Below are 23507 nucleotides of genomic sequence, written 5' to 3'. Positions count from 1 at the left end.
ATGCAACCCGCACAAACAAAGAGCGAGTAAATACTTGCTAATATTGCCTCGCCCCCTGCTTCCGGGGGATTTGCCCCCCGAATTCCTTCACGCAGCGTAAGGAGAAACTGGCAATCGGCAAGAAGAACACAACCATCAAGAGCAATCCCATTAACGACTGTGACAGACGCATGGCATGAACTTCGCTGCAATTGACTTTCGACCGGCTTTGCCCTTATAAGCCGCGCACGTCCGGAAAGCTCGGCTTCCCGTAAGGGCACGCCTATGCCGGACTTTCACGCTCCTTGCGTAAACGCAAACCCAAGAAGGGCCGCACACCGCGGTATTAAATAAATGTCGAAGCGTACCTACCAGCCCTCCAAGCTTGTTCGCAAGCGTCGTCACGGCTTCCGCGCCCGCATGGCAACGGCAGGCGGCCGCAAGGTCCTGTCTGCACGTCGCGCCCGCGGCCGCGCACGTCTCTCGGCCTAAGGCCGTGCCTGCCCGAACAGAGGCGACGGGCAATGACGAAAACTGTTGAGAAATCTGCTGTCGGACGGCTGAAAAGCCGTCCGCAGTTTCTTTTTGTGCGCGAGGGCGAGAGGCGCAAGGGTCCCCTGTTCCTTCTCGAAGTGCGTGACCGGCAGATGCCGGACGAACCGCCCCGCGTCGGCTTCACCGTTACCAAGAAGCACGGCAACGCCGTGGAACGCAATCGCATGCGCCGCCGCCTGAAAGAGGCCGTGCGGCTATCGGCCGGGTTTGCAATGGAGCCCGGACACGACTATGTGGTTGTCGCCAGACGGGACGTGCTCGGCGCGCCCTTCGAAACCCTGCAGGCCGGTCTGAAGGACCGGATCACCACGCGGCAGAAGAAACACAAGCAGCAGCACCCTGCTGCGCCCGGGAAAGAGTGATGGAAAAAAACCGCAATTACTTCGTGGCGATCGCGCTGTCCGTGCTGATCCTCGTCGCCTGGCAGTTCCTCTATGTGAACCCCAAGCTCGAGAAGGATCGCGCCGCGCTGGAAGCCCAGCAGGCCGCCCAGACGAGCGAGCAGACGACCACCACCACCGCAGGCGGCACCACGCCCGCCGCCACCGGGACGAACGGCACGCTGCCGGGCGCTGCCGGCGGGGCTGCCACGACCGAAACGCGTGAACAGGCCCTTGCCAAGTCCGCCCGCGTCGAAATCGACACGCCCGCGCTTGCCGGCTCCATCAACCTGACGGGCGCGCGCTTCGACGACCTGAAGCTCAAGGAATTCCACGAGACCGTCGACAAGACGAGTCCGATCATCACGCTTCTCAGCCCCGCCGAGACCGAGCATGGCTACTTCGCCGAAATCGGCTATGTCGGCAGCGAGGCGACCGGCCAGATGCCCGGCCCGCAGACCGTCTGGACGCAGGACGGCGCCGGCAAGCTGACGCAGACGACCCCGGTCAAGCTTTCCTACACCAACGACAAGGGCATCACCTTCACCCGCACGATCTCGGTCGACGAGCATTACATGTTCACCGTCACCGACAGCATCGAGAACCGCACGGAAACGCCGGTCGCGCTTTCGGCCTATGGCCGCACGACGCGTTTCTTCAAGCCGTCCACCCCGTCGGTCTACGTGCTGCACGAAGGCTTCATCGGCGAGCTCGGCGACCTCGGCCTGCACGAGGTGAAGTACAAGGACACCGAGAAGGACACGACCGTCGCGCCCGGCAAGGCGACGGGCGGCTGGCTCGGCATCACCGACAAGTACTGGGCGACAGCGCTGGTGCCGCCGCAGGCCACCCCCTACGAGACGCGCTTCTCCTATTTCCAGGACGGCCGTCCGCGCTACCAGGCCGACTATCGCCAGGATGACGTGACCATCGCGCCCGGCCAGACGATCGAAGTCAAGAACCTCTTCTTCGGCGGCGCCAAGGAAGTGCCGATCATCGACCAGTACAAGACGTCCTACGCGATCCCGCATTTCGACCTGATGATCGACTGGGGCTGGTTCTGGTTCTTCACCAAGCCGATGTTCCAGCTGATGGACTTCTTCTACCGCTACTTCGGCAATTTCGGCATCGCGATCCTCATCACGACCATCGTCGTCAAGGGCCTCTTCTTCCCGCTCGCCAGCAAGCAGTACGCTTCCATGGCCAACATGAAGAAGATGCAGCCGAAGATGGAGGAACTGAAGGCCAAGCACGGCGACGACCGCATGGCGCTGCAGCAGGCGATGATGCAGCTCTACAAGGAGGAGAAGATCAATCCGCTGGCGGGCTGCTGGCCGATCCTTCTGCAGGTTCCGGTGTTCTTCGCGCTCTACAAGGTGATCTACGTCACCATCGAGATGCGCCATGCGCCGTTCTTCGGCTGGATCCAGGACCTTTCGGCGCCCGATCCGACGTCGCTGTTCAACCTGTTCGGCCTCCTGCCCTACGACGTGCCGCATGCGCTCCTGATCGGCGTCTGGCCGATCATCATGGGCATCACCATGTTCATGCAGATGCGCATGAACCCGACGCCGCCGGATCCGACCCAGGCGATGATCTTCACCTGGATGCCGCTGGTCTTCACCTTCATGCTGGCATCCTTCCCGGCCGGCCTCGTGATCTACTGGGCCTGGAACAACACGCTGTCCATCGTGCAGCAGGCGATCATCATGAAGCGCCACGGCGTCAAGATCGAGCTCTTCGACAATCTGAAGGGCCTGTTCGGGAAGAAGACGAAGCCATCCTGACGATCCCGTCGGACGAGATACGAAACCCCGGCCATCGGCCGGGGTTTTCTTTTGCCGGATGCCCGGCGGCGGGCGCGCGCTTGACTTTCGCGGCCAAAACCGGGAAGCCGGGAGCCTGACAAGGAAGGCTGGAAGCAATGACAGAGACGAGCGCAACGGGCGACAAGCCGCTGTTCGGCAGGCCGTGGATCTTCATCCGCGGCGTGCCGGCGATGAAATTCCTGCCGCCCGAAGGCCCGCCGGAGATCGCCTTCGCCGGCCGCTCGAATGTCGGCAAGTCGTCGCTGATCAACGCGCTGGTCGGCCACAAGGGCCTTGCCCGCACCTCCAACACGCCCGGCCGCACGCAGGAACTCAACTATTTCGTGCCTGACGGCTTTTCCGGCGCCGAGGACGACTTGCCGCCGATGGCGCTCGTCGACATGCCGGGCTACGGCTATGCGCAGGCGCCGAAGGAACAGGTCGACGCCTGGACGAAGCTCGTCTTCGATTACCTGCGCGGCCGCTCGACGCTGAAGCGCGTCTATGTACTGATCGACAGCCGCCACGGCATCAAGAAGAACGATGACGAGGTCTTCTCGCTGCTCGACAAGGCGGCGGTCTCCTACCAGGTCGTGCTGACCAAGACCGACAAGATCAAGGATGCCGGCGTGCCGCGCCTTATCGAGGAGACGCTGCAGAAGATCTCCAAGCATCCGGCCGCCTATCCGGAGGTGCTCGCCACCTCGTCGGAAAAGGGCCGCGGGCTCGACGACCTGCGGGCCGCAATCCTCGGCGCCATCGATCGATAATCGGAACCGTCAGTCGAAGTGGGCCGCGCCGGTCGCCAGCACCGGACCGGTCCGCCTGCCCGTCGGCGAGCCGCCGAACGGCTCGACGCTAACGGAGATCGTCGCGCCTTCGACGATGCGGCTGCGCATTTCGCGCGGCACCGCCAGCCGCCCCTCGCCGGTCTGCGGCAGGACGCCGAGCGCGACGGGTGCCTTGCCGGCCTCGGTCAGCCAGAGTTCCAGCGACTTTTCCTTTTCGGGACCGGCGACGGGCGTCACGGCGAGCGTGCCGCTCGCATCGTCATAGCGGGCGACCAGCCCCATCGCGGCGTTCTCGCCCGTCATGCCCGCGACCAGCCGGCCGCCATTGACGGGGCGCGGCGCCAGAAGCGCGCTGAGGAGAAGGGCAAGGCCGGCGGCGACGGCGAAGGAAGCGAGCGCGAGCGCGCGCCAGAGCGCCAAAGAATGCCAGCAGCCGCCGGAGACCCTGCCGGAAAACACGGCGTCGCACGGGGTGGTGGTCAGGATATGCTGCTCGACGGGCGCACGGGCGCCGGGGGAAAGATGCAGCGGCTCGTAGCCGTCGCCGAAGGTGGCGAGGTTTTCCTCCCAGCGGCTCACCATGGCGGCGAACTGGCGGTCGCGCATCAGCCGCGCCTCGACCTTCTGGCGGTCTTCGTCGGACAGGACCCCGAGCACGTACTCGCCCGCGATCACCTGATCGCAGCACGGTTCTCTCATCTCTCGGTCGGACGCCGCCATCGGCTCATCCACTCTCTCGGTTCCAGGACTGACGCGAGGACTTGGCCTCTCTTCCACATATAGGAACGCCGATGCGCCTTTGCCTATAGGGCAGGCGCGGAGCCGCATCATATTCCCCATCGGCTTTTTGCGCCACCGACCATGGGGATCATTCCATCGTCACGAAACATGCGTTAAACAGGCCCCCACCCATTCCCAAGAGGCCGCCATGTCCCTATCCGAAAGCGAAAACCAAGCCCGCCTTCTCACCGAAGCCCTGCCCTACATGCAGCGCTACGAGAACAAGACCATCGTGGTCAAATACGGCGGCCACGCCATGGGCAATGCCGAGCTCGGCAAGGCTTTCGCCAGCGACATCGCGCTTCTCAAGCAGTCCGGCGTCAACCCCATCGTCGTGCATGGCGGCGGCCCGCAGATCGGCGCGATGCTGACCAAGATGGGCATCGAATCGAAGTTCGAAGGGGGCCTGCGCGTCACCGACCAGAAGACCGTCGAGATCGTCGAGATGGTGCTGGCCGGCTCGATCAACAAGGAGATCGTCGCGCTCATCAACCAGACGGGCGAATGGGCGATCGGCCTGTGCGGCAAGGACGGCAACATGGTCTTCGCCGAAAAGGCCAAGAAGACCGTCATCGACCCCGACAGCAATATCGAGCGCATCCTCGACCTCGGCTTCGTCGGCGAGGTGGTGGAGGTGGACCGCACGCTGATCGACCTGCTCGCCAAATCCGAGATGATCCCGGTCATCGCCCCGGTCGCGCCCGGCCGCGACGGCCATACCTACAACATCAACGCCGACACCTTCGCCGGCGCCATCGCCGGCGCGCTGAACGCGACGCGCCTGCTCTTCCTGACGGACGTCCCGGGTGTGCTCGACCGCAACGGCCAGCTCATCAAGGAGCTTTCCGTCGCCGAAGCCCGCGCGCTGATCAAGGACGGCACGATCTCCGGCGGCATGATCCCGAAGGTCGAGACCTGCATCGACGCCATCAAGGCGGGCGTGCAGGGCGTCGTCATCCTCAACGGCAAGACCGCCCATTCGGTATTGCTGGAGCTCTTCACCGAGCACGGCGCGGGCACGCTGCTGGTGCCCTGAGCCCTACAGGAAGAGAAGGCCGAAGATGCCGCAGACGATCAGCAGGCATCCGGCCGCCTCCGTGCGGTTCACCCGCTCGTGGAACAGGAACCACGACGCCATGAAGGTGAAGACCAGCTCGATCTGGCCGAGTGCGCGCACATAGGCGACCTGCTGGAGGCTCATCGCCGTGAACCAGCAGGCCGAGCCGAGCACGCCGGCAATGCCGACCAGCGAGGACGAGCGCCAGCTCTTCAGGACGTCGACGATCTCCCGCTTGTCCTTCCAGCCCATCCAGACCAGCATGAAGGCCGTCTGGAACGTGGTGACGCAGGCGAGCGTCACGGCGGCGTCCATGATCGGCCCCGGCCCGTGAAGCGACAGCGAGGCGCTGCGATAGGCGACCGCCGAGATGCCGAAGACCGCGCCCGAGGCGATGCCGATCAGCGCGGTGCGGCTTGTCAGCGCCGCGAGGATGTTGCGCCAGGAGAGCGGCGCGCGGGCAAGCGAGATCAGCATCACCCCGACGACGCCGACGATGATGGCGACGACCGCGCCGAAGGTGATGCGCTCTCCGAGCAGCACGAAGCCGAAGATCGCCGCCTGCACCGGCTCCGTCTTGGAATAGGCCGTGCCGACGGCGAAGTTCCTCAACGAAAACAGGTATACAAGCAGCATGGTCGCGAAGATCTGCGCCAGACCGCCGATCACCGCCCAGAAGGCGAAGGTCCAGTTGAGCGCCGGAAACGGCAGGCCGACCGCAAGGCGCAATACAAGCACGTAGAGGATCGCCAGCGGAAAGCCGTAGCCGAAGCGCACGAAGCTCGCCCCGCGCGTTCCGAGCGAGCCCTGAAGATGCTTCTGCAAGGCCGAGCGCAGGTTCTGCAGGAAGGCGGCGGCGATGGTGATGGGGATCCAGAGTTCCATGCCAGCCCGCTAGCATGGGGCTTGCCGCAAATCCATCGTCCGCGCGGGCCATCGCGGAAAATTCCGTTTCCCTCGCCCCGGACCCGTGCCATAAGACGGCCCATGACCGATCTTCCGAACAAAGCCGACTTTTCCCATGTGCGTGACTGGGTCTTCGACCTCGACAACACGCTCTATCCGCATCATGTCGATCTCTTCGCCCAGATCGACAAGAACATGACGGCTTACGTGTCGGCCCTGCTCGGCCTGTCGCGCGAGGACGCCCGGGCGCTGCAGAAGCAGTATTATTTCGACCACGGCACCACGCTGAAGGGGCTGATGATCCATCATCGCATCGACCCCGCCGATTTCCTCGAAAAGGCGCATGCGATCGATTACGACGTGCTGTCGCCGGACCTTCCGCTCGGCGAGGCGATCCAGGCGCTGCCCGGCCGCAAGTTCATCTTCACCAATGGCAGCGTGAAGCATGCCGAGATGGCCGCCAGGGCGCTCGGCATCTTCCACCATTTCGACGACGTCTTCGACATCGTGGCGGCGGAATATGTGCCCAAGCCGGCCGGCGAGACCTATGACAAGTTCATGGCGCTGCACCGGGTCGATACCGGCCATGCGGCGATGTTCGAGGACCTGCCGCGCAACCTCGTCGTGCCGAAGGCGCTCGGCATGAAGACCGTGCTGCTCACCCCGCGCGACATCGACCACGAGTTCACCGACGCCTGGGAAAAGCGCACGGACGAGGACAGGCATATCGACTATGCGACCTCGAACCTGACGGCCTTCCTCAACGCGCTGCTTTAAGGCCCGCCCGGCGTGCCTTCTTCCGGACACGGAAAGATCCCTTTCCGGTCATAAGGTTCAATTACCAATTTGTAACTGGCGCCGGCCGGCGTTCCCCCTATCCTGCCCCTCAAGGGACGACGATGGATGAAAGGAACGACCATGGCTAAAAAGGAACTTCTTCTCGGCGCCGTAGCGGCCAGCCTCATTTTCTCGGGCGCAGCCGCCCCCGCCTTCGCCGCCAAGGACAAGCACAAGCATGGCCACCACCATGGCGCGATGATCGAGCGCCTCGACACCGACAAGGACGGCAAGGTCTCGCTCGCCGAGTTCAAGGCGAACGCCTCCGCCGCCTTCAAGGCTTTCGACGCCGACGGCAACGGCCAGGTGACGAAGGATGAGATCAAGGCACGCCGCGAGGCCTTCAAGGACGCCCGCAAGGCCGTTCACGACGCCGCCAAGGCGGACCGGGCGAAGGCCCGCGAGGCGCTGCGCGCCGGCGGCCCCTATATGCTGCCGGGCGCCGGCCGGATGTTCGAAAAGGCCGACACCGACAAGAACGGCACGCTCTCCGAGGCCGAAGTGCTTGCCGTGGCGGAAAAGGCCTTCGAGCGCCGCGACACGAACAAGGACGGCGCCATCGACACGGCGGATGCCCGGCCCGGCAAGAAGGGCAAGGGCCATCATGGCAAGGATGGCGGAAAACGCGCCGAGCGCATGCTGAACCGGCTCGACACCGACAAGGACGGCAAGATCTCGCAGGCCGAGATGCTGGCGCGCGCCACACAGACCTTCCAGCGCCTCGATACCGACGGCAACGGCGAGGTCACCAAGGCCGAGATCGACGCGAAGCGCGAAGCCTTCCGCGATGCCCGCAAGGCTTTCCGCGCGGTGAAGGCGACCGACGGTGAGGCGAAGGACGCCGCCCGCAAGGCGATGCGCGAAGCCCGGATCGACCGCAGGGGCATGCACATGTTCGAGCGCGCCGACGCCGACAAGAACGGCACCCTGACCAAGGCCGAAATGGAAACCGCCGCCATCGCCATGTTCAAGAAGCGCGACCGCAACGGCGACGGCTTCATCACCCTCGACGAGATGGGCAAGCGCCGCGACAAGTAAGCCTTGCCGGCAGCACGTCCGGCTGAAACGCCCCGGCTCTGCCGGGGCGTCTTTTCATGAAGCAGGCGCAGCCCGTCAGCCGTGGGCCGTTGCGGGCTCGGCTTCCAGGTTTTCGTAAAACTTCACGATGATGTCCCAGGCTTCGTCCGCCGTCTCGACGAACTGCATCAGCTCGACGTCGCCGGGCGCGATGGTGCCGAAGGCGGCGAGCGCGTCGAAATCGATGATCTTGTGCCAGAATTCCTTGCCGAAGAGGATCAGCGGCACCAGCGCCATGCGGCCGGTCTGCATCAGCGTCACCGTCTCGAACAGCTCGTCCAGCGTGCCGAAGCCACCCGGGAAGACCGTGACGGCCTTGGCGCGCAGCAGGAAGTGCATCTTGCGGACGGCGAAATAGTGGAAGTTGAAGCTGAGCTCCGGCGTGACATAGGGGTTCGGCGCCTGCTCGTGCGGCAGCACGATGTTGAGGCCGATCGAGGGGGCGCCGACATCGGTCGCCCCGCGGTTGCCCGCTTCCATGACGCCCGGCCCGCCGCCGGTGACGACGACATATTCCTTGAAGCCGAGTTCGGCCGACTTCTCCGAGCACATGCGGGCGAACTTGCGCGCCTCCTCGTAATAGACCGAGGCCGCCTCGAGGTTCATGCGCTGCGTCTCGTTGCGCGCCGCCCAGGCCTCCTGACCGGGGGCGGGAATGCGCGCGCCGCCGAACATGACGACGGTCGACTTGATGCCGCGCTCGGCGAGCATCATCTCGACCTTCAGGAGCTCGAGCTGGAGGCGTACCGGGCGCAGTTCCTCGCGGCAGAGGAAGTCGTCGTCGACATAGGCGAGCCGGTAGGCGGGATTTGCCGATTGCGGCGTCTGCGGCACCACGGCGGCGCGGTGCTTGTCCTGCGCGCTGTCGGCCAACGGATCCCACACGCCATCCTTGCGGCGCAGGTTCTTCTTCTTCAGTCTCGCCATGTCACTTTCCTGCTTTCAACTCTCACGGGATTACCCGTTCGCCCGTGCGACAGTATCTGCCGGAAAGGGGCTTCATCTTTCCCGGCACTTGCTCTAGAGCATTTTGCTGATTGATGAAATCGACCTTCCGGCGTCCCGACAATCGAAAATAAGCCTCGAAGTTTAAGGAATTCCGATGAACACGTCCAACCTCGCCGCCCTTTCCCAAACCATCGACCGCGCCTTCGAGGAACGGGACGGTATCAACACCGGCACGCGCGGCGAAGTGCGCGATGCGGTGGAGACCGCGCTCAACCTGCTCGACAACGGCAAGGCACGCGTCGCCGAGCGCGGCGAGGACGGCAACTGGACGGTGAACCAGTGGCTCAAGAAGGCCGTGCTGCTCTCCTTCCGCCTCAACCCGATGGAGATCGTCAAGGGCGGCCCGGGCGAATCGGCCTGGTGGGACAAGGTGCCCTCCAAGTTCGACGGCTGGAGCGTCAACGAATTCGAGAAGGCCGGGTTCCGCGCCGTGCCGAATTGCGTGGTGCGCCGCTCGGCCTATATCGCGCCGAATGCCATCCTGATGCCCTCCTTCGTCAATCTCGGCGCCTATGTCGGCGAGGGCACGATGGTCGATACCTGGGCGACGGTCGGCTCCTGCGCGCAGATCGGCAAGCATGTGCACCTCTCGGGCGGCGTCGGCATCGGCGGCGTGCTGGAGCCCATGCAGGCCGGCCCGACGATCATCGAGGACAATTGCTTCATCGGCGCCCGCTCGGAGGTCGTCGAAGGCTGCATCGTGCGCGAGGGCTCCGTGCTCGGCATGGGCGTCTTCATCGGCAAGTCGACCAAGATCGTCGACCGCGCGACGGGCGAAGTGACCTATGGCGAAGTGCCGCCCTATTCCGTCGTCGTCGCCGGCTCGCTGCCTTCCGACAAGACCATGCCGAACGGCCTTCCGGCCCCCAGCCTCTACTGCGCCGTCATCGTCAAGCGCGTCGACGCCCAGACCCGCTCGAAGACCGGCATCAACGAACTCCTCAGGGACTGATCCATGGCGGCCGGGCAAGAGCGGGGACCGACCCTTGCCTGGCTCTTCTTCGGCTGGTCAGGCCGCCTCAGCCGCGCGCCCTTCGCGCTCGGCTGGGCCTTCTGGCTGATGCTGCTCTCGGCGGCGCTCACCCGCATCGTCGTCGTGCCGAAGGAAGACCCGGCCTTCCTGTTCTGGGCCTTCGCCTTCTTCATCGTCGCCATCGTCTCGACGGTCTCCTCGATCATGCTGACGATCAAGCGGCTGCACGACATGAACCTGCCGCTGCCGCTGATCGTCTGCCTGTTCATTCCCGCCATCTCCTTTTTCGCGCTCTTCGTCTTCCTCGTCTGGCCCGGCACGCCCGGCCCGAACGACTACGGCCGCCTGCCCGACCGGCCGAAGGGGTGAGCGCGCATCGGCCGCGCGTGACAGGCCCCGAACGATCGGCTACACCTCGATTCTCTCCCTTTCAGGTGCCGTGACGCATGCCCATGACCTCCGCCGACCCGATCGAAAACCTCGCAACCCTCATCCGCTGCCCTTCCGTGACGCCGGCCGAAGGCGGCGCGCTGACGGCGCTTGCCGCCATGCTAGAGCCGCTCGGCTTCACGGTGGAGCGCATGATCGCCAGCGAGCCCGGCATGCCCGATATCGAGAACCTCTATGCCCGCATCGGCACCGAGGGCCCGCACCTGATGTTCGCCGGCCATACGGACGTCGTGCCGGTCGGCGATGCGGCCGCCTGGACGCATGACCCGTTCGGCGCGGAGATTTCCGGCGGCGAGATGTTCGGCCGCGGCGCCGTCGACATGAAGGGCGGCATCGCCTGCTTCGTCGCCGCCGTCGCGCGCCATATCGAGAGAAACGGCCCGCCGAAGGGCTCCGTCTCCTTCCTCATCACCGGCGACGAGGAAGGCCCGGCCGTCAACGGCACCACCAAGCTGCTGCAATGGGCGGCCGAGCGCGGCGAGCGCTGGGATGCCTGCCTCGTCGGCGAGCCGACCAATCCGGACCAGCTCGGCGACATGATCAAGATCGGCCGGCGCGGCTCCGTCTCCGGCACGCTCACCGTGCGTGGCGTGCAGGGCCACGCCGCCTATCCGCACCTTGCCGACAATGCGGTGCGCGGCGTGATCGCGCTCACCGACGCGCTGATGCACCCGCCCTTCGACGCCGGCACGGAGAATTTCCAGCCGTCGAATCTCGAGGTGACGACCATCGACGTCGGCAACCGCGCCACCAACGTCGTGCCGGCCGAGGCGAGCGCCAGCTTCAACATCCGCTTCAACGACGCCTGGACCGCCGAGACCGTGATGGCCGAGATCGTGCGCCGGCTCGACGCCGCCGCGCGGGACGAGAAGCTTCGGCCCGGCCGCGCGCCCGTGCGCTACGACATCAAATGGGCCGAGCGGCCGAGCCATGTCTTCCTGACGCGCAACAACCAGCTCATCGCCTCGCTGTCCGGCGCCGTCGAGGCCGTGACCGGCCGGGCGCCGAAGCTCTCGACGACCGGCGGCACCTCCGATGCGCGCTTCATCAAGGACTATTGCCCGGTCGTGGAATTCGGCCTCGTCGGCCAGACCATGCATATGGTGGACGAGCGGGTGGCGGTCGCCGATCTCGAGACGCTGACCGTGATCTACGAGACCTTCATCGCGCGCTGGTTCGGCGATGCCCGGTCTTGACGAGGTCCTCTACTACCTCAACGGCATCTACCTGCTGCTGAAGCAGAAGCAGGAGGGGTTCGGCTGGCTGGACCTGACCTCCCGCGGGCTCGCCCGCTCCTTCTGGGCCTTCGTCTGGTGCCTGCCGGCCTTCGCCGTCATCTGGGCCTCCTGGCGGCTCTACTACCTCGCCGGCATGCCGGCGGGCACGACCGCCGGCCTCGGCTTCCTGAGCAAGGTGCTGCTGATCGAGATCACGGGCTGGCTGCTGCCGCTCGTGCTCCTTCTCGCGCTGGCGCGCCCGCTCGGCTACGGCAAGCATCTTGCGACCGTGGTGACGGCGAGCAACTGGATTTCCGTGCCCTTCGCCTATGCCATGGCGCTGCCTGTCGCGCTGTCGCTCATCCTGCCGCAAAGCGTGCTTCTTGCCGGCCTGCTTCTCTACGCCGTGTTCGGCGCGAGCGTCATGCTGCAGTTCCGCCTCGTCTGGATGTGCGTCGGCAAGCAAAACCTCCTGGCGGCGGCGATCACCGCGATCTACGTGCTGCCGCCGATGATCGTCGCGCAGGAACTGCAGAGCGTTCTCGGCACGCTACCCGGCTAGAGCAATTCCAGCAAAAGTGCGCAGCGGTTTTGCGTCCGGAATTGCGTTGAAACAAATAGCTAGAGCGATTTCGCGATTCCCGGGAAAGCGGAAACGCTCCAGACGGCTCAGTAATCCACGGCCATGAAGTAAAGCCCGTCCGGCGGCGCCACGGGGCCGCAGGCCTTGCGGTCGCGCGCTTCCAGCGCGGCGCGCACGTCCTCCACCGTCCACTTGCCCTCGCCCGCCAGCTTCAGCGTGCCGGCGAAGGAGCGGATCTGGTTATGCAGGAAGCTCTGCGCCGAGACGCGCATCTCGATCAGTTCGCCGCTGCGCGTCACCTCCAGCCGGTCGATGGTGCGCACGGGGCTGTTCGCCTGGCACTGGGCGGCGCGGAAAGTGGTGAAGTCATGCTTGCCGACGAGCATCTGTCCCGCCGCATGCATGGCCTCATGATCCAGCTCCTTTGCGACGAACCATGCCCGGTTCGCCTCCAGCGCCAGCGGCGCGCGGCGCGAGATGATGCGATAGAGATAATGCCGCTTCTTCGCGGAGAAGCGCGCGTCGAAATCGTCCGGCACTTCGGCCGCATCGAGGATCGCGACGCGCTCGCCGGCCATGCCGAGATGTGCGTTGAGCGCGTTCCTCAGCGTGTGCTCCTTCCACTGCCGCGAAAGATCGGCATGGGCGACCTGCCCCATGGCATGGACACCGGAATCCGTGCGGCCCGCGCCGCGGATCGAGACCGTCTCGCCTGTCAGCGACAGGATCGCCGCCTCGATGGCGCCCTGTACGGAATGACCGTTCTCCTGCCGCTGCCAGCCGACATAGGGCGTGCCGTCATATTCGATGCGAAGCCGGTAGCGCGGCATCAGCCCAGCACCTCGCCGGCCGAAACCGGCGTGCCGCGGAGGAAGTCCGCCGCGTCGAGCGGCTTGCCGCCGGCCTTCTGCAGGCGCACGAGGCGCACCGCGCCCTTCCCGCAGGCAATGGTCAGCCGGTCGTCGAGGACCGTGCCGGCGGGCTTCGACACGCCGTCACCCGCCCGCTCGCTCGCCAAAACCTTCACGCGCTCCGGCTTGCCGGCAATCGGCAGTTCGAACCATGCACCGGGGAAGGGCGAGAGGCCCCGGATATGATTGTGCACATCCTTAGCCGGCTTCGAAAAGTCGATACGGGTTTCGGCCTTGTCGATCTTGGCGGCGTAGAGCACGCCCTCCTCGGCCTGCGGGGTCAGCGGCAGTTCTCCGACCTCCAGCCGGCCCATGGCCTCGGCCATCAGCGCGCCGCCCGTCTGCATCAAGGCATCGTGCAACTCGCCGGCCGTCATGTTTTCGCCTATGGCAACGCGGCGGGTGAGCGCGACGGGGCCGGTATCGAGCCCCTTGTCCATCTTCATCACCATCATGCCGGTCTCGGCGTCGCCCGCCATGATCGCCCGCTGGATGGGCGCCGCTCCGCGCCAGCGCGGCAGCAGCGAGGCATGGCCGTTATAGCAGCCGAGGCGCGTGCCGGTGAGGATCGCTTCCGGCAGCAGCAGGCCATAGGCCACCACCACCGCGACATCCGCTCCGTGGGCGCGGAAGGCTTCGCGGTCCTCTTCCGCGCGGAAATTGACGGGCGTGAAGACGGGAATGCCGCGCCGCTCGGCCGCCTGGTGCACCGGCGACTTCACCAGTTCGAGGCCGCGGCGGCCGGCCGGGCGCGGCGGCTGCGAATAGACCGCGACGATCTCGTGGCCCGCATCGGCAAGCGCCTCCAGCGTCGGGACGGAGAAATCCGGCGTGCCCATGAAGATGATGCGAAGGGCCATCGGTCAGCCTCCGTGAAAAGAGTGCGGGGCGGCTCGCCGCCTCAGAGCGCCTTGCTGCCGCGCATCTTGGCCGCCTTGGTGAACTTGCGGATCACCATCTCGCGCTTCAGCTTGGAAATATGGTCGATGAACAGCACGCCGTTGAGGTGGTCGATCTCGTGCTGGAGGCAGGTCGCCAGCAGGCCCTCGGCCTCCGTCACCTGCTCCTTGCCCTCGCGGTCGAGGTGCCGGACGGTGATCGACGCCGGGCGCTCGACCTCGGCATAATAATCCGGGATCGACAGGCAACCCTCTTCATAGACCGAGCGCGCATCCGATGCGGTGACGATCTCCGGGTTGATGAAGACGAGCGGCGTCTTGTCCTCGCCGTCCTTCGAGACGTCCAGCACGAGCATGCGGCGCGCGACGCCGATCTGGATGGCGGCAAGGCCGATGCCGGGGGCATCGTACATGGTCTCCAGCATGTCGTCGGCGAGCTTCTTCACCTCGCCGTCGATGGTTTCGATAGGCCTGGAAACCTGGCGGAGGATCGGATCGGGAAGGATAATCAGCGGCTTGATGGTCATGTGCCTCCCTTAGCGCGGTTTTTTTGCGCTTTCAATCGACTTCGCCCGAGCCCTGCGCGATTTGTTCACGTTATGATCTGTTTTCCGCCGCAATCCGTGCTATGGTCGTGGCATGATCGATCCCGCCTTCGACACGCTTGTCTCCTCCTTCCTCCACCGACTCGGCGGCCCCGGCCCGGCCCTGGTGCTGCTTGCGGCCGTGCTGCTGGCGGCCTTCGGCCTCCTTTCCGCACGCCGCAGCCAGGCGCGCCAGCGGGAGGCGGCGGCGATGGCGGACTTACGCTTTTCCGAGCTCATGAAGGCGCAGACCGAGATGCAGGGGCGCGTCGCCGCCATGGCGGAGGTGTTCGGCAGCAAGCAGGCCGAGACGAACCAGGCGATCAACAGCCGGCTCGACGGGCTGACGCAGCGGCTCGGCCAGTCGATCTCCGAGCAGACCCGGGCGACGCACGAGAACCTGCGCCGCCTGCAGGAGCGGCTGGCAGTGATCGACAATGCCCAGACGAACATCCAGTCACTGGCCAAGGACGTGGTCGGACTGCAGGCCATTCTCTCCAACAAGCAGACGCGCGGCGCCTTCGGCCAGTCGCGCATGGAGACGATCATCGCCGACGCCATGCCGCCCGGCGCCTACCAGTTCCAGGCCCAGCTTTCCAACGGCGTTCGCCCCGATTGCACCATCCGCATGCCGAATGGCCAGCCGCCGCTCGTCGTCGACGCCAAGTTCCCGCTGGAGGCATGGAACGCCATGTCGGACGGGCGCTCGCCGGAAGCCGCGAAGATCGCCGCCCAGCAGTTCCGCCGCGACATGGAGGTGCATATCCGGGACATCTCGGAAAAATACCTCCTTGCCGGCGAGACGCAGGACACCGCCTTCCTCTTCGTGCCCTCGGAATCGATCTTCGCCAGCATCCACGAGAATTTCGAGCCCGTCGTGCAGCGCGCGCACCGCGCCCGCATCGTCATCGTCTCGCCCTCGCTGCTGATGCTTTCCGTGCAGGTGCTGCAGGCGCTGCTCAAGGACCAGCGGATGCGCGAGCAGGCGCATGTCATCCAGGGCGAGGTCGCGCGGCTGATGGACGATTTGACGCGGCTCGACGACCGGGTGCGCAAGCTGCATGGCCATTTCACCTCCGCGCAGAAGGACGTGGACCTGATTCTGACGTCCACGGAGAAGCTTGCACGGCGTGGGGCGCGCATCGGCGATCTCGAATTCGAGACCGTTTCGGAGCTTTCGCACGAACGGGAGAAGGCGGCGGAGAGCCGGACGGGCCAGTTGCGGCTGAGGGTAGTTGACGAGGACTGACCGCCTCGGGCAGTGTCCGGCGGAAACGACAAGGGGCAGCTCTCATGATCACCGTTCTCGGTTCCATCAACATGGACCTCATCGCAACGCCTGAACGCCTGCCGAAGCCGGGCGAGACGGTGATGGGCACCAGCTTCACCACCGCCGCCGGCGGCAAGGGCGCCAACCAGGCACTCGCCGCCCGCCGTGCCGGCTCCATGGTGCGCATGGCCGGCGCCGTCGGCGACGACCGGCTGGGCAGCCAGGCGCTCGCCCTCCTCGCCGACGCCGCCGTCGATCTCAACGCCGTGCGTTCGGCGGCGGAAGCGACCGGCACCGCCCATATCCTCGTGGCCGAGGGCGACGGCGAGAATGTCATCGTCGTCGTGCCGGGCGCCAACGGCACCGTCAGCGAGGAAGATGCACGCCGCGCGGTCGGCGCGATGACGCGCGGCGACTATCTGATGCTGCAATTCGAGATCCCCAACGCCTCCATCGAGGCCGCGCTCGCCGCCGCCAGGCAGAAGGGCGTCATCTCCATCGTCAACATCGCCCCGTTCAGCGCCGCCACCAAGACGCTCGGCGCGATGGCCGACATCCTCGTCGCCAACGAGACGGAGTTCGACCTCTTCGTCGGCAAGGGCGAGCTCTCGGACGAAGAGCGCGAGGCGACCATGCGGCGCCTGCATGCCGAGAGCGGCCAGACGATCATCGTGACGCTCGGCGCCGACGGTGTCGTCGCCATCCGCAAGAACGAGATCTTCCGCGCCATGGGCCTCAAGATCGAGCCCGTCGACACCGTCGGGGCGGGCGATACGTTCTGCGGCTATCTCGCCGCCTCGCTCGATGCGGGCCTTGCCTTCAAGGATGCGCTGCGCCGCGCAGCGGTCGCCGGCTCGCTCGCCTGCCTCAAGCCCGGCGCGCAGCCCTCCATTCCCTTCGCCTCCGCCGTCGACGCGATGGTCTGACGGGCGGCACAACCGCCGCGTCAGTCGGTTTCGCCGAGCCTATATCAGGCGTCGCATTTTGCCGCGACGCCTGAAAATTCAGCCTGTCGGCGCAGCTCGAAGCCCCGAAACTTGGCTTTTTATTAATATTCTACCGGTTACTGAAATCACCAGATGCCGCCTTCGACAGGCCGGACCGTCTCTGGCGCTGGTCGCGCGCCCCGCACTCCATGATGGAGACCCCCGCAATCGAGTGTGCCCCCTTCGCGGCCGGCGGCCGCGGACATATCCCATCGTGAGGATTTCATGTTCAAGTTCCAGGCCAAGTCGCTTGCGACGAAGCTCATCGCGGTCACGGGCGGCACGATTGCCCTCGTCATGCTCGCGTCCAATGCCGTTCTCATCAGCCAGTCCCAGAACCGCGTCGCCGATCTCGTCTATTCGGAGGCCGATACGGAGGCCAAGGCGATCGCATCCGACATCGCGACCGATATCGGCCAGCTCGCCAGCGCCGCGCGCTCCATGGCCGGCGTGATCGAGCAGGGCCATTCCGGCGGGCATTTCGACCGCAAGGAAGTCGTCGACATCATCAAAGCGAATGCGGAGAAGAACAGCTTCGCGCTCGGAAGCTGGTTCGCCGAGGAGCCGAACGCCTTCGACGGCAAGTCGCGCGAGACGGCCGAGGATCTGGCGACCGGCACCTTCAAGGACGGCTCGTTCAACCCCTACTGGACGAAGCGCAAGGATGGCTCCATCACGCTCTCCACCTTCGAGTCCGACTACAAGGCCGAGTGGTATGCCCTCGCCGCCGGCAGCGGCAAGGGCGCGATGAGCCAGCCCTACAAGGAAAGCTCCACCGGCGAAGGCTTCACCATGGCCTCGATCGCCTTCCCGGTCGTCTCCGGCGGCAAGCGCATCGGCGTCACCGGCATCGACGTCTCGCTGAAGACACTCTACGACAAGCTCAGCAAGCTCAAGCCCTTCGGCGAAGGCCGCGTGCTGCTCCTCTCCCAGACCGGCAAATGGATCGTCGCCCCCACCGAAGACCTCCTGATGAAGGAATATGACGGCGAGGGCCTCGACGTCGTCAAGAAGGCGCTCGCCAGCGGCGAGGCCGGCCGCGTCGAGAACCTTTCCTTCGGCGAGCTTTCCGCCTTCGATCGCGTCGTCTATCCCTTCGCCCTGCCGGACATCAACACGAGCTGGGTCGTCCTCGTCGACGTGCCGCGCGCGGCGATCACCGCCCCGATCCACGAACAGACCACGATGATGATCGTCGGCGGCCTCCTCGTGCTCGGCGCCGTGCTGGCCGGCCTCTATTTCGCCGTGCGCTTCTTCGTGCAGAAGCCGCTCGCCGGCCTCGTCAGCGACGTCGCGACGCTCAGCGACGGCGTCTATACGCAGCCGGTCTCCGGCCAGCAGCGCTCGGACGAGACGGGTTCGGTAGCAAAGGCCCTCGAAGGCTTCCGCCACCAGCTCGCCGATACCAAGCGTCTCGAAGCCGAAGCCACCAACCAGCGCCAGCTCACCGAAGCCGAACGCAACCGTTCGGAAGCCGAGCGCACTGAGGCAAGCGCCCTGCAACGCGACATCGTCGCCCGCCTCGGCGACGGCCTCGCCCAGCTTTCGTCCGGCAACCTGACCTTCCGTCTTTCCGGCGATTTCCCGGGCGAGTACGGCAAGCTCAAGACCGATTTCAACTCGGCCATCGCCAGCCTCGAAGAGACGATCCAGACGGTCAACGCCTCGGTCGGCAATATCGGCGGCGGCACGAGCGAGATCTCCAAGGGCGCGGCCGACCTTTCGCACCGCACCGAGCAGCAGGCGGCCAGCCTGGAGGAGACCGCCGCGGCGCTCGACGAATTGACCTCGCAGGTCAATTCCAGCGCCGAGAACGCCCGCGTCGCCGCCAAGTCCGTCGATACGGCCAGCAACGACGCCAGCAAGTCCGGCGAAGTGGTGCAGAAGGCGATCGACGCCATGCGCGGTATCGAAAGCTCCTCGCACGAGATCTCCAACATCATCGGCGTCATCGACGACATCGCCTTCCAGACCAACCTTCTTGCGCTGAATGCGGGCGTAGAGGCGGCGCGTGCCGGTGAAGCCGGCAAGGGCTTCGCGGTCGTCGCCCAGGAAGTGCGTGAACTCGCCCAGCGCTCGGCAAACGCCGCCAAGGAGATCAAGACGCTGATCAACACCTCCGAGGTGCAGGTCCGCGAGGGTGTCGATCTCGTCGGCAAGGCCGGCGGCGCGCTGGAGAACATCGCCGAGCAGGTCATCCAGATCAACGGCCTCATCCGCCAGATCTCGTCCTCGGCCTCCGAGCAGGCCGTCGGCCTCAAGGAGATCAACTCGGCCGTCAACCAGATGGACCAGGTCACGCAGCAGAACGCCGCGATGGTGGAGGAAACCACCGCCGCCTCGATGGCGCTCAACGACGAGGCGCAGACGCTGAAGGCGCTCGTCGCCCGCTTCCGCGCCGGCGCCGCGGCCATGGCCGCCCAGCAGCCGGTCCAGCAGGCCATGCGCCCGCAGGCCCAGCCGCAGCGTGCCGCCTACCAGGCCCCGCGCAGCGCGGCCCGCGCCATCCCGCAGGTCGCCGGCAACACGGCGCTCGCGCAGGATGACTGGGAAGAGTTCTGAGACCTGGCGACAGGAATGAAGAAAAAGAGGCCGGCGGAAACGCCGGCCTTTTTGTTGACGGCCCTCGCACCTCCGTCAGCGTCATCCTCGGCCTTGTGCCGAGGATCTGCCAACGCATCGGAAAACAGAAACGTTGCAGATGCTCGAGACGGGCCCGAGCGAAGGAGAGGGTTTCGGGCTTTGCCAGAAGCGCTGGCCGGAAGCTCCCTAAACGCAAACAGGCCCCGAAGGGCCCATTTCCGTCCTTGGGAGGAAGTTCGTCCGGTCAGGTTTCCAGCGAGTAGCCGGCACCGCGGACCGTGCGGATGACATCCTGCATATTGGCGAAGTTGAGCGCCTTGCGCAGGCGGCCGACATGGACGTCGACGGTACGCTCGTCGACATAAATGTCGTGGCCCCAGACGCCGTCAAGGAGCTGCGAGCGCGAGAAGACGCGGCCGGGCGACGTCATCAGGAATTCCAGGAGGCGGAATTCCGTCGGGCCGAGGCGGACTTCGCGGGTGCGGCGGTGGACGCGGTGCGTGTCGCGGTCGAGCTCGATGTCGCCGCAGCGCAGCACCGTCGAGACGACCTCGGGCTTGGCCCTGCGCAGCATGGCGCGCACGCGGGCGACCAGCTCCGGCGTCGAGAAGGGCTTCACCACATAGTCGTCCGCGCCGGTGGCAAGGCCGCGCACGCGCTCGCTCTCCTCGCCGCGCGCCGTCAGCATGATGATCGGCAGGCGCTCGGTCTCGGGCCGCTGGCGCAAGCGCCGGCAGAGCTCGATGCCGGAAACGCCGGGCAGCATCCAGTCGAGGATGAGAAGGTCCGGCATGCGCTCCTGCAGGCGCATCTCGGCCTCGTCGCCGGAGAGGATCGTGTCGACCTCGAAGCCCTCGGCTTCGAGGTTGTAGCGCAGGAGGACGCTGAGCGCCTCCTCGTCTTCGACGACGGCTATTCTGGGCACCATGTGTCGAACCCTACTCGCTTACTCGGAGGCGTCGGCAACGTCGGCGGCGACGACGGAGGTCGAGGTATCGTCCTTCGGACGCTCGCCTTCCGGCTGCGAGCCGGTCGCCATGTAATAGATGGTTTCGGCGATGTTGGTCGCGTGGTCGCCGATGCGCTCGATGTTCTTGGCGCAGAACAGGAGATGGGTGCAGGGCGTGATGTTGCGCGGGTCTTCCATCATGTAGGTCAGGAGTTCGCGGAACAGCGAGGTGTAGATCGCGTCGATCTCGTCGTCGCGCTCGCGGATGGCCTTGGCCTTGTCCACCGAGCGGGTGGCGAAGACGTCGAGCACTTCCTTGAGCTGCATCAGGGCGAGCTCGGCCAGGTGCTCCAGGCCGCGGGCGAGCTTGCGGGGCATGCCCGAGCTCTGCACGGCGATGACGCGCTTGGCGGTGTTCTTGCCGAGGTCGCCGACGCGTTCCAGCTCGGCCGCGATGCGGATCGTGCCCATGATCTCGCGCAGGTCCGCCGCCATCGGCTGGCGCTTGGCGATGGTGACGATGGCCTTCTCGTTGATCTGGCGCTCGGCATTGTCGAGGATCACGTCTTCCGAGATGACCTTCTGGGCCAGCGCCGCATCCGCGGTGACGAGGGCGCGGACGGATTCGGACACCATCTGCTCGGCGGTGCCGCCCATCTCGGAGATACGGCGGGAGAGGTACTTCAGTTCTTCGTCATAGATCGAGACGATATGGGTCGATGTCATGGCTTTATCCTTGATGCGCGCGGACATTCGGGGCTTTGGCGACGAGACCGTCAGCCGAAGCGGCCCATGATGTAGTCCTGCGTGCGCTGGTCGTCCGGGTTGGTGAACATCTTGTCGGTGTCGTTCTCCTCGACGAGGTTGCCGAGGTGGAACATGGCGGTGCGCTGCGAGACGCGGGCCGCCTGCTGCATGGAATGCGTCACGATGACGATGGTGAAGTTGGCGCGCAGCTCGTGGATCAGCTCCTCGACCTTGGCGGTCGCGATGGGGTCAAGCGCCGAGCAGGGCTCGTCCATCAGGATGACTTCCGGGCTGACGGCGACGGCGCGGGCGATGCACAGGCGCTGCTGCTGGCCGCCGGAAAGGCCGGTGCCGCTTTCATGCAGGCGATCCTTCACCTCGTTCCACAGACCCGCCTTCTGGAGGCTCTGCTCGACGATGGCGTCCATGTCGGCCTTGGCTTTCGCAAGGCCGTGGATGCGCGGGCCGTAGGCGACGTTCTCGTAGATCGACTTCGGGAACGGGTTCGGCTTCTGGAAGACCATGCCGACGCGGGCGCGCAGCTCCACCACGTCGATGTTCGGATCGTAGATATCGTCCGTGTCGAGCGTGATGCGGCCGGTGACGCGGCAGCCGTCGATGGTATCGTTCATGCGGTTCAGCGTGCGCAGGAACGTCGACTTGCCGCAGCCCGACGGGCCGATGAGAGCGGTCACGGTGTTCTCGCGGACATTGAGGTTGACGTCGTAGAGGGCGCGCTTCTCGCCGTAATAGACCGAGACGTCCTTGCCGATCATCTTGTAGGAAATGTCGTTCATTTTCTTGTCCAGCGCTTTCTCGACTGCTGCTTCTGACATCATGTTCATAGGATCGGTCCTTCTACCAGCGCCGTTCGAAGCGGCGGCGCAGCAGGATGGCGCCGACGTTCATGAGGATGAGGAAGATGAGGAGCACGATGATGGCTCCCGACGTGCGCTCCACGAAGGCGCGCTCGGCCTCGTTCGCCCACATGTAGATCTGCACCGGAAGCGCCGTCGACGGATCGAGGGGCGTTGCCGGGACGTCGGCGACGAAGGCGACCATGCCGATGAGGAGAAGCGGCGCGGTCTCGCCCAGCGCGTGGGCAAGGCCGATGATCGTGCCCGTCAGGATGCCGGGCATGGCGAGCGGCAGGACGTGGTGGAACACGGTCTGCATCTTCGAGGCGCCGAGGCCGAGGGCCGCCGAGCGAATCGACGGGGGCACGGCCTTCAGCGCCGCGCGGGTCGCGATGATGATCGTCGGCAGCGTCATCAGCGTCAGCACCAGGCCGCCGACGAGGGCCGCCGAGCGCGGGAAGCCCGCGAAGTTGACGAAGACGGCAAGGCCGAGCAGACCGTAGACGATGGACGGCACGGCCGCGAGGTTGTTGATGTTCACCTCGATGAGGTCCGTGAAGCGGTTCTTCGGGGCGAACTCTTCCAGATAGATCGAGGCGGCGACGCCGATGGGCAGCGACAGCACGAGCACGATCAGCATCATGTAGAGCGAGCCGACGAGTGCGACGCCGACGCCGGCGGCTTCCGGACGGCTCGATGCGCCGTTGACGAAGAGGCCGGTGTTGAAGTGCTTGGAGAGCGCGCCGCTTTCGGCAAGCGTGTTCATCCAGCCGACCTGCTTGTCGGAGACCTTGCGGTTGTTTTCCGGCACGGAGAGGTCGATCTGGCCCTTGAAGGCCGAGTCGAGATCGCCGTGGGCGAGGAAGGTCACGGTCTGCGTCGTGCCGATGATCGACGGATCGGCGGTGACGAGGTTGCGGAACTGGACGCGGACGCTGTCCGAGATCATGCCGTTGACGGCCTTGAGGCCGGCGCGGTCGTCCTCGCTGACGCCGAGGACCTTGGCGAGCGCATTGCGGGCGACGACCGGATAGTTGGCCGAGACCAGCTTCTGCGGGTTCCTGGCGCGCTCGTTGTTCTTGTCGATGATCTGTTCGGAGAACTCGACCGGGATCGTGATCATCGACTGCTGGAACGCCGTGTAGCCTTTGGAGACCACCGAGAACAGCAGGAGGAAGAGGAAGAGCAGGCCGAAACCGATGGCGGCCATGCCGAAGAGGCGGAAGCGGCGTTCGGCGGCATAGCGGCGACGAAGGCCGATATCGCGGCGTTCGGGCGTGGCGGAGATGCCGATGGCGGGGCTCGTGGAGGACATGGGGG

Annotated in this window: 24 protein-coding genes; 14 read left to right on the top strand and 10 right to left on the bottom strand. The window is 65.6% G+C overall.

What is annotated here, in order from left to right:
- The first annotated feature begins 333 nt into the window (after positions 1 to 333).
- The 4 genes from rpmH (at position 334) to yihA (ending at position 3492) form a co-directional block, all read left to right on the top strand.
- Positions 334 to 471 carry a 50S ribosomal protein L34 gene (gene rpmH, locus ACZ48C_RS00940; RefSeq protein ID WP_119257473.1) on the top strand — a complete coding sequence of 46 codons (138 nt, stop codon included), beginning with the start codon at positions 334 to 336 and terminating at the stop codon, positions 469 to 471.
- Positions 472 to 503: 32 nt separating this feature from the next.
- A complete protein-coding gene (gene rnpA / locus ACZ48C_RS00935) occupies positions 504 to 896 on the top strand; it encodes a ribonuclease P protein component (RefSeq protein WP_119257472.1) in 393 nt (130 codons plus the stop codon).
- Positions 896 to 2701: a membrane protein insertase YidC gene (yidC, locus tag ACZ48C_RS00930; protein WP_162911423.1), complete on the top strand. Its 1806-nt coding sequence runs from the start codon at positions 896 to 898 to the stop codon at positions 2699 to 2701. The genes rnpA and yidC overlap by 1 nt, the downstream gene beginning before the upstream one ends.
- Positions 2702 to 2838: 137 nt before the next feature.
- Entirely contained in the window at positions 2839 to 3492 is a 654-nt protein-coding gene (gene yihA, locus ACZ48C_RS00925) for a ribosome biogenesis GTP-binding protein YihA/YsxC (protein WP_464781902.1), read from the top strand.
- A 9-nt stretch (positions 3493 to 3501) separates the two neighbouring features.
- Here the strand turns inward: yihA and ACZ48C_RS00920 are convergent, their stop codons facing one another.
- A complete protein-coding gene (locus ACZ48C_RS00920; RefSeq protein WP_464781901.1) occupies positions 3502 to 4233 on the bottom strand; it encodes an anti-sigma factor in 732 nt (243 codons plus the stop codon).
- Positions 4234 to 4441: 208 nt separating this feature from the next.
- On the opposite strand from ACZ48C_RS00920, the gene argB reads away from it, so the two are divergent.
- On the top strand, positions 4442 to 5329 hold the full coding sequence (argB, locus tag ACZ48C_RS00915) for an acetylglutamate kinase (protein WP_119257468.1): 888 nt from the start codon (positions 4442 to 4444) through the stop codon (positions 5327 to 5329).
- A gap of 3 nt (positions 5330 to 5332) precedes the next feature.
- On the opposite strand, the gene ACZ48C_RS00910 is transcribed toward argB, so the two are convergent.
- Positions 5333 to 6235 carry an EamA family transporter gene (locus ACZ48C_RS00910; protein WP_464781900.1) on the bottom strand — a complete coding sequence of 301 codons (903 nt, stop codon included), beginning with the start codon at positions 6233 to 6235 and terminating at the stop codon, positions 5333 to 5335.
- Positions 6236 to 6337: 102 nt separating this feature from the next.
- Here ACZ48C_RS00910 and ACZ48C_RS00905 point away from each other — a divergent pair, with 102 nt between their 5' ends.
- Both ACZ48C_RS00905 and ACZ48C_RS00900 read left to right on the top strand, forming a co-directional pair.
- Positions 6338 to 7033 (top strand): pyrimidine 5'-nucleotidase, encoded by a 696-nt coding sequence (locus tag ACZ48C_RS00905; RefSeq protein WP_119257466.1) that lies wholly within the window; start codon positions 6338 to 6340, stop codon positions 7031 to 7033.
- Between the two features lie 141 nt (positions 7034 to 7174).
- Positions 7175 to 8131 (top strand): EF-hand domain-containing protein, encoded by a 957-nt coding sequence (locus tag ACZ48C_RS00900; protein WP_464781899.1) that lies wholly within the window; start codon positions 7175 to 7177, stop codon positions 8129 to 8131.
- A 75-nt stretch (positions 8132 to 8206) separates the two neighbouring features.
- On the opposite strand, the gene ACZ48C_RS00895 is transcribed toward ACZ48C_RS00900, so the two are convergent.
- On the bottom strand, positions 8207 to 9097 hold the full coding sequence (locus ACZ48C_RS00895; RefSeq protein ID WP_119257464.1) for an LOG family protein: 891 nt from the start codon (positions 9095 to 9097) through the stop codon (positions 8207 to 8209).
- A 175-nt stretch (positions 9098 to 9272) separates the two neighbouring features.
- Here ACZ48C_RS00895 and dapD point away from each other — a divergent pair, with 175 nt between their 5' ends.
- From dapD to ACZ48C_RS00875, 4 genes are all read left to right on the top strand, one after another.
- Positions 9273 to 10130 carry a 2,3,4,5-tetrahydropyridine-2,6-dicarboxylate N-succinyltransferase gene (dapD, locus tag ACZ48C_RS00890; protein WP_119257463.1) on the top strand — a complete coding sequence of 286 codons (858 nt, stop codon included), beginning with the start codon at positions 9273 to 9275 and terminating at the stop codon, positions 10128 to 10130.
- A gap of 3 nt (positions 10131 to 10133) precedes the next feature.
- Entirely contained in the window at positions 10134 to 10520 is a 387-nt protein-coding gene (locus tag ACZ48C_RS00885; protein WP_464781898.1) for a DUF805 domain-containing protein, read from the top strand.
- Positions 10521 to 10603: 83 nt separating this feature from the next.
- A complete protein-coding gene (gene dapE, locus ACZ48C_RS00880; protein ID WP_464782752.1) occupies positions 10604 to 11797 on the top strand; it encodes a succinyl-diaminopimelate desuccinylase in 1194 nt (397 codons plus the stop codon).
- Entirely contained in the window at positions 11784 to 12380 is a 597-nt protein-coding gene (locus ACZ48C_RS00875) for a hypothetical protein (protein ID WP_464781897.1), read from the top strand. Before dapE ends, ACZ48C_RS00875 begins: the two co-directional genes overlap by 14 nt.
- Before the next feature lie 107 nt (positions 12381 to 12487).
- On the opposite strand, the gene truA is transcribed toward ACZ48C_RS00875, so the two are convergent.
- The 3 genes from truA to def are packed head-to-tail and all read right to left on the bottom strand — an operon-like array spanning position 12488 to position 14738.
- Entirely contained in the window at positions 12488 to 13231 is a 744-nt protein-coding gene (gene truA / locus ACZ48C_RS00870) for a tRNA pseudouridine(38-40) synthase TruA (RefSeq protein WP_464781896.1), read from the bottom strand.
- Positions 13231 to 14172: a methionyl-tRNA formyltransferase gene (fmt, locus tag ACZ48C_RS00865; RefSeq protein ID WP_464781895.1), complete on the bottom strand. Its 942-nt coding sequence runs from the start codon at positions 14170 to 14172 to the stop codon at positions 13231 to 13233. Before fmt ends, truA begins: the two co-directional genes overlap by 1 nt.
- A 41-nt stretch (positions 14173 to 14213) precedes the next feature.
- Positions 14214 to 14738 carry a peptide deformylase gene (gene def, locus ACZ48C_RS00860; RefSeq protein ID WP_464781894.1) on the bottom strand — a complete coding sequence of 175 codons (525 nt, stop codon included), beginning with the start codon at positions 14736 to 14738 and terminating at the stop codon, positions 14214 to 14216.
- 112 nt (positions 14739 to 14850) lie between these two features.
- Here def and ACZ48C_RS00855 point away from each other — a divergent pair, with 112 nt between their 5' ends.
- The 3 genes from ACZ48C_RS00855 to ACZ48C_RS00845 all read left to right on the top strand — a co-directional run bounded on the left by ACZ48C_RS00855 (position 14851) and on the right by ACZ48C_RS00845 (position 19613).
- Positions 14851 to 16044 (top strand): DNA recombination protein RmuC, encoded by a 1194-nt coding sequence (locus tag ACZ48C_RS00855; protein ID WP_119257457.1) that lies wholly within the window; start codon positions 14851 to 14853, stop codon positions 16042 to 16044.
- A 44-nt stretch (positions 16045 to 16088) separates the two neighbouring features.
- Positions 16089 to 16991, top strand: coding sequence for a ribokinase (locus ACZ48C_RS00850; RefSeq protein ID WP_464781893.1), 903 nt, complete (start codon positions 16089 to 16091; stop codon positions 16989 to 16991).
- Between the two features lie 285 nt (positions 16992 to 17276).
- A complete protein-coding gene (locus ACZ48C_RS00845) occupies positions 17277 to 19613 on the top strand; it encodes a methyl-accepting chemotaxis protein (RefSeq protein WP_464781892.1) in 2337 nt (778 codons plus the stop codon).
- 265 nt (positions 19614 to 19878) lie between these two features.
- Here the strand turns inward: ACZ48C_RS00845 and phoB are convergent, their stop codons facing one another.
- From phoB to pstA, 4 genes are read right to left on the bottom strand one after another with little or no spacing between them, the layout of a single operon-like run.
- Positions 19879 to 20562 (bottom strand): phosphate regulon transcriptional regulator PhoB, encoded by a 684-nt coding sequence (gene phoB, locus ACZ48C_RS00840; RefSeq protein WP_119257454.1) that lies wholly within the window; start codon positions 20560 to 20562, stop codon positions 19879 to 19881.
- 18 nt (positions 20563 to 20580) lie between these two features.
- Complete coding sequence (gene phoU, locus ACZ48C_RS00835) at positions 20581 to 21309, bottom strand: phosphate signaling complex protein PhoU (RefSeq protein WP_119257508.1); 729 nt, start codon at positions 21307 to 21309, stop codon at positions 20581 to 20583.
- Between the two features lie 50 nt (positions 21310 to 21359).
- Positions 21360 to 22175: a phosphate ABC transporter ATP-binding protein PstB gene (pstB, locus tag ACZ48C_RS00830; protein WP_119257453.1), complete on the bottom strand. Its 816-nt coding sequence runs from the start codon at positions 22173 to 22175 to the stop codon at positions 21360 to 21362.
- A gap of 13 nt (positions 22176 to 22188) precedes the next feature.
- The gene (gene pstA, locus ACZ48C_RS00825; RefSeq protein ID WP_464782751.1) at positions 22189 to 23502 is read right to left on the bottom strand and encodes a phosphate ABC transporter permease PstA; all 1314 of its coding nucleotides are present in this window, start codon (positions 23500 to 23502) and stop codon (positions 22189 to 22191) included.
- Positions 23503 to 23507: the final 5 nt, after the last annotated feature.

Source organism: Shinella sp. 1A1 (assembly GCF_055379515.1).
Note: the sequence above shows the minus strand (reverse complement) of the source record. Positions and strands in the feature narration are given on the sequence as shown.

Excerpts from the sequence above, each read along its gene's own strand:
- phoU (WP_119257508.1), bottom strand. The coding sequence starts at position 21,309 with ATGACATCGACCCATATCGTCTCGATCTATGACGAAGAACTGAAGTAC.
- dapE (WP_464782752.1), top strand. The coding sequence starts at position 10,604 with ATGACCTCCGCCGACCCGATCGAAAACCTCGCAACCCTCATCCGCTGC.
- yihA (WP_464781902.1), top strand. The coding sequence starts at position 2,839 with ATGACAGAGACGAGCGCAACGGGCGACAAGCCGCTGTTCGGCAGGCCG.
- argB (WP_119257468.1), top strand. The coding sequence starts at position 4,442 with ATGTCCCTATCCGAAAGCGAAAACCAAGCCCGCCTTCTCACCGAAGCC.
- ACZ48C_RS00910 (WP_464781900.1), bottom strand. The coding sequence starts at position 6,235 with ATGGAACTCTGGATCCCCATCACCATCGCCGCCGCCTTCCTGCAGAAC.
- rnpA (WP_119257472.1), top strand. The coding sequence starts at position 504 with ATGACGAAAACTGTTGAGAAATCTGCTGTCGGACGGCTGAAAAGCCGT.
- ACZ48C_RS00920 (WP_464781901.1), bottom strand. The coding sequence starts at position 4,233 with ATGGCGGCGTCCGACCGAGAGATGAGAGAACCGTGCTGCGATCAGGTG.
- truA (WP_464781896.1), bottom strand. The coding sequence starts at position 13,231 with ATGCCGCGCTACCGGCTTCGCATCGAATATGACGGCACGCCCTATGTC.
- ACZ48C_RS00850 (WP_464781893.1), top strand. The coding sequence starts at position 16,089 with ATGATCACCGTTCTCGGTTCCATCAACATGGACCTCATCGCAACGCCT.
- phoB (WP_119257454.1), bottom strand. The coding sequence starts at position 20,562 with ATGGTGCCCAGAATAGCCGTCGTCGAAGACGAGGAGGCGCTCAGCGTC.
- ACZ48C_RS00845 (WP_464781892.1), top strand. The coding sequence starts at position 17,277 with ATGTTCAAGTTCCAGGCCAAGTCGCTTGCGACGAAGCTCATCGCGGTC.
- pstB (WP_119257453.1), bottom strand. The coding sequence starts at position 22,175 with ATGAACATGATGTCAGAAGCAGCAGTCGAGAAAGCGCTGGACAAGAAA.
- pstA (WP_464782751.1), bottom strand. The coding sequence starts at position 23,502 with ATGTCCTCCACGAGCCCCGCCATCGGCATCTCCGCCACGCCCGAACGC.
- ACZ48C_RS00905 (WP_119257466.1), top strand. The coding sequence starts at position 6,338 with ATGACCGATCTTCCGAACAAAGCCGACTTTTCCCATGTGCGTGACTGG.
- def (WP_464781894.1), bottom strand. The coding sequence starts at position 14,738 with ATGACCATCAAGCCGCTGATTATCCTTCCCGATCCGATCCTCCGCCAG.
- dapD (WP_119257463.1), top strand. The coding sequence starts at position 9,273 with ATGAACACGTCCAACCTCGCCGCCCTTTCCCAAACCATCGACCGCGCC.
- ACZ48C_RS00855 (WP_119257457.1), top strand. The coding sequence starts at position 14,851 with ATGATCGATCCCGCCTTCGACACGCTTGTCTCCTCCTTCCTCCACCGA.
- fmt (WP_464781895.1), bottom strand. The coding sequence starts at position 14,172 with ATGGCCCTTCGCATCATCTTCATGGGCACGCCGGATTTCTCCGTCCCG.
- rpmH (WP_119257473.1), top strand. The coding sequence starts at position 334 with ATGTCGAAGCGTACCTACCAGCCCTCCAAGCTTGTTCGCAAGCGTCGT.
- ACZ48C_RS00895 (WP_119257464.1), bottom strand. The coding sequence starts at position 9,097 with ATGGCGAGACTGAAGAAGAAGAACCTGCGCCGCAAGGATGGCGTGTGG.
- ACZ48C_RS00885 (WP_464781898.1), top strand. The coding sequence starts at position 10,134 with ATGGCGGCCGGGCAAGAGCGGGGACCGACCCTTGCCTGGCTCTTCTTC.
- yidC (WP_162911423.1), top strand. The coding sequence starts at position 896 with ATGGAAAAAAACCGCAATTACTTCGTGGCGATCGCGCTGTCCGTGCTG.
- ACZ48C_RS00900 (WP_464781899.1), top strand. The coding sequence starts at position 7,175 with ATGGCTAAAAAGGAACTTCTTCTCGGCGCCGTAGCGGCCAGCCTCATT.
- ACZ48C_RS00875 (WP_464781897.1), top strand. The coding sequence starts at position 11,784 with ATGCCCGGTCTTGACGAGGTCCTCTACTACCTCAACGGCATCTACCTG.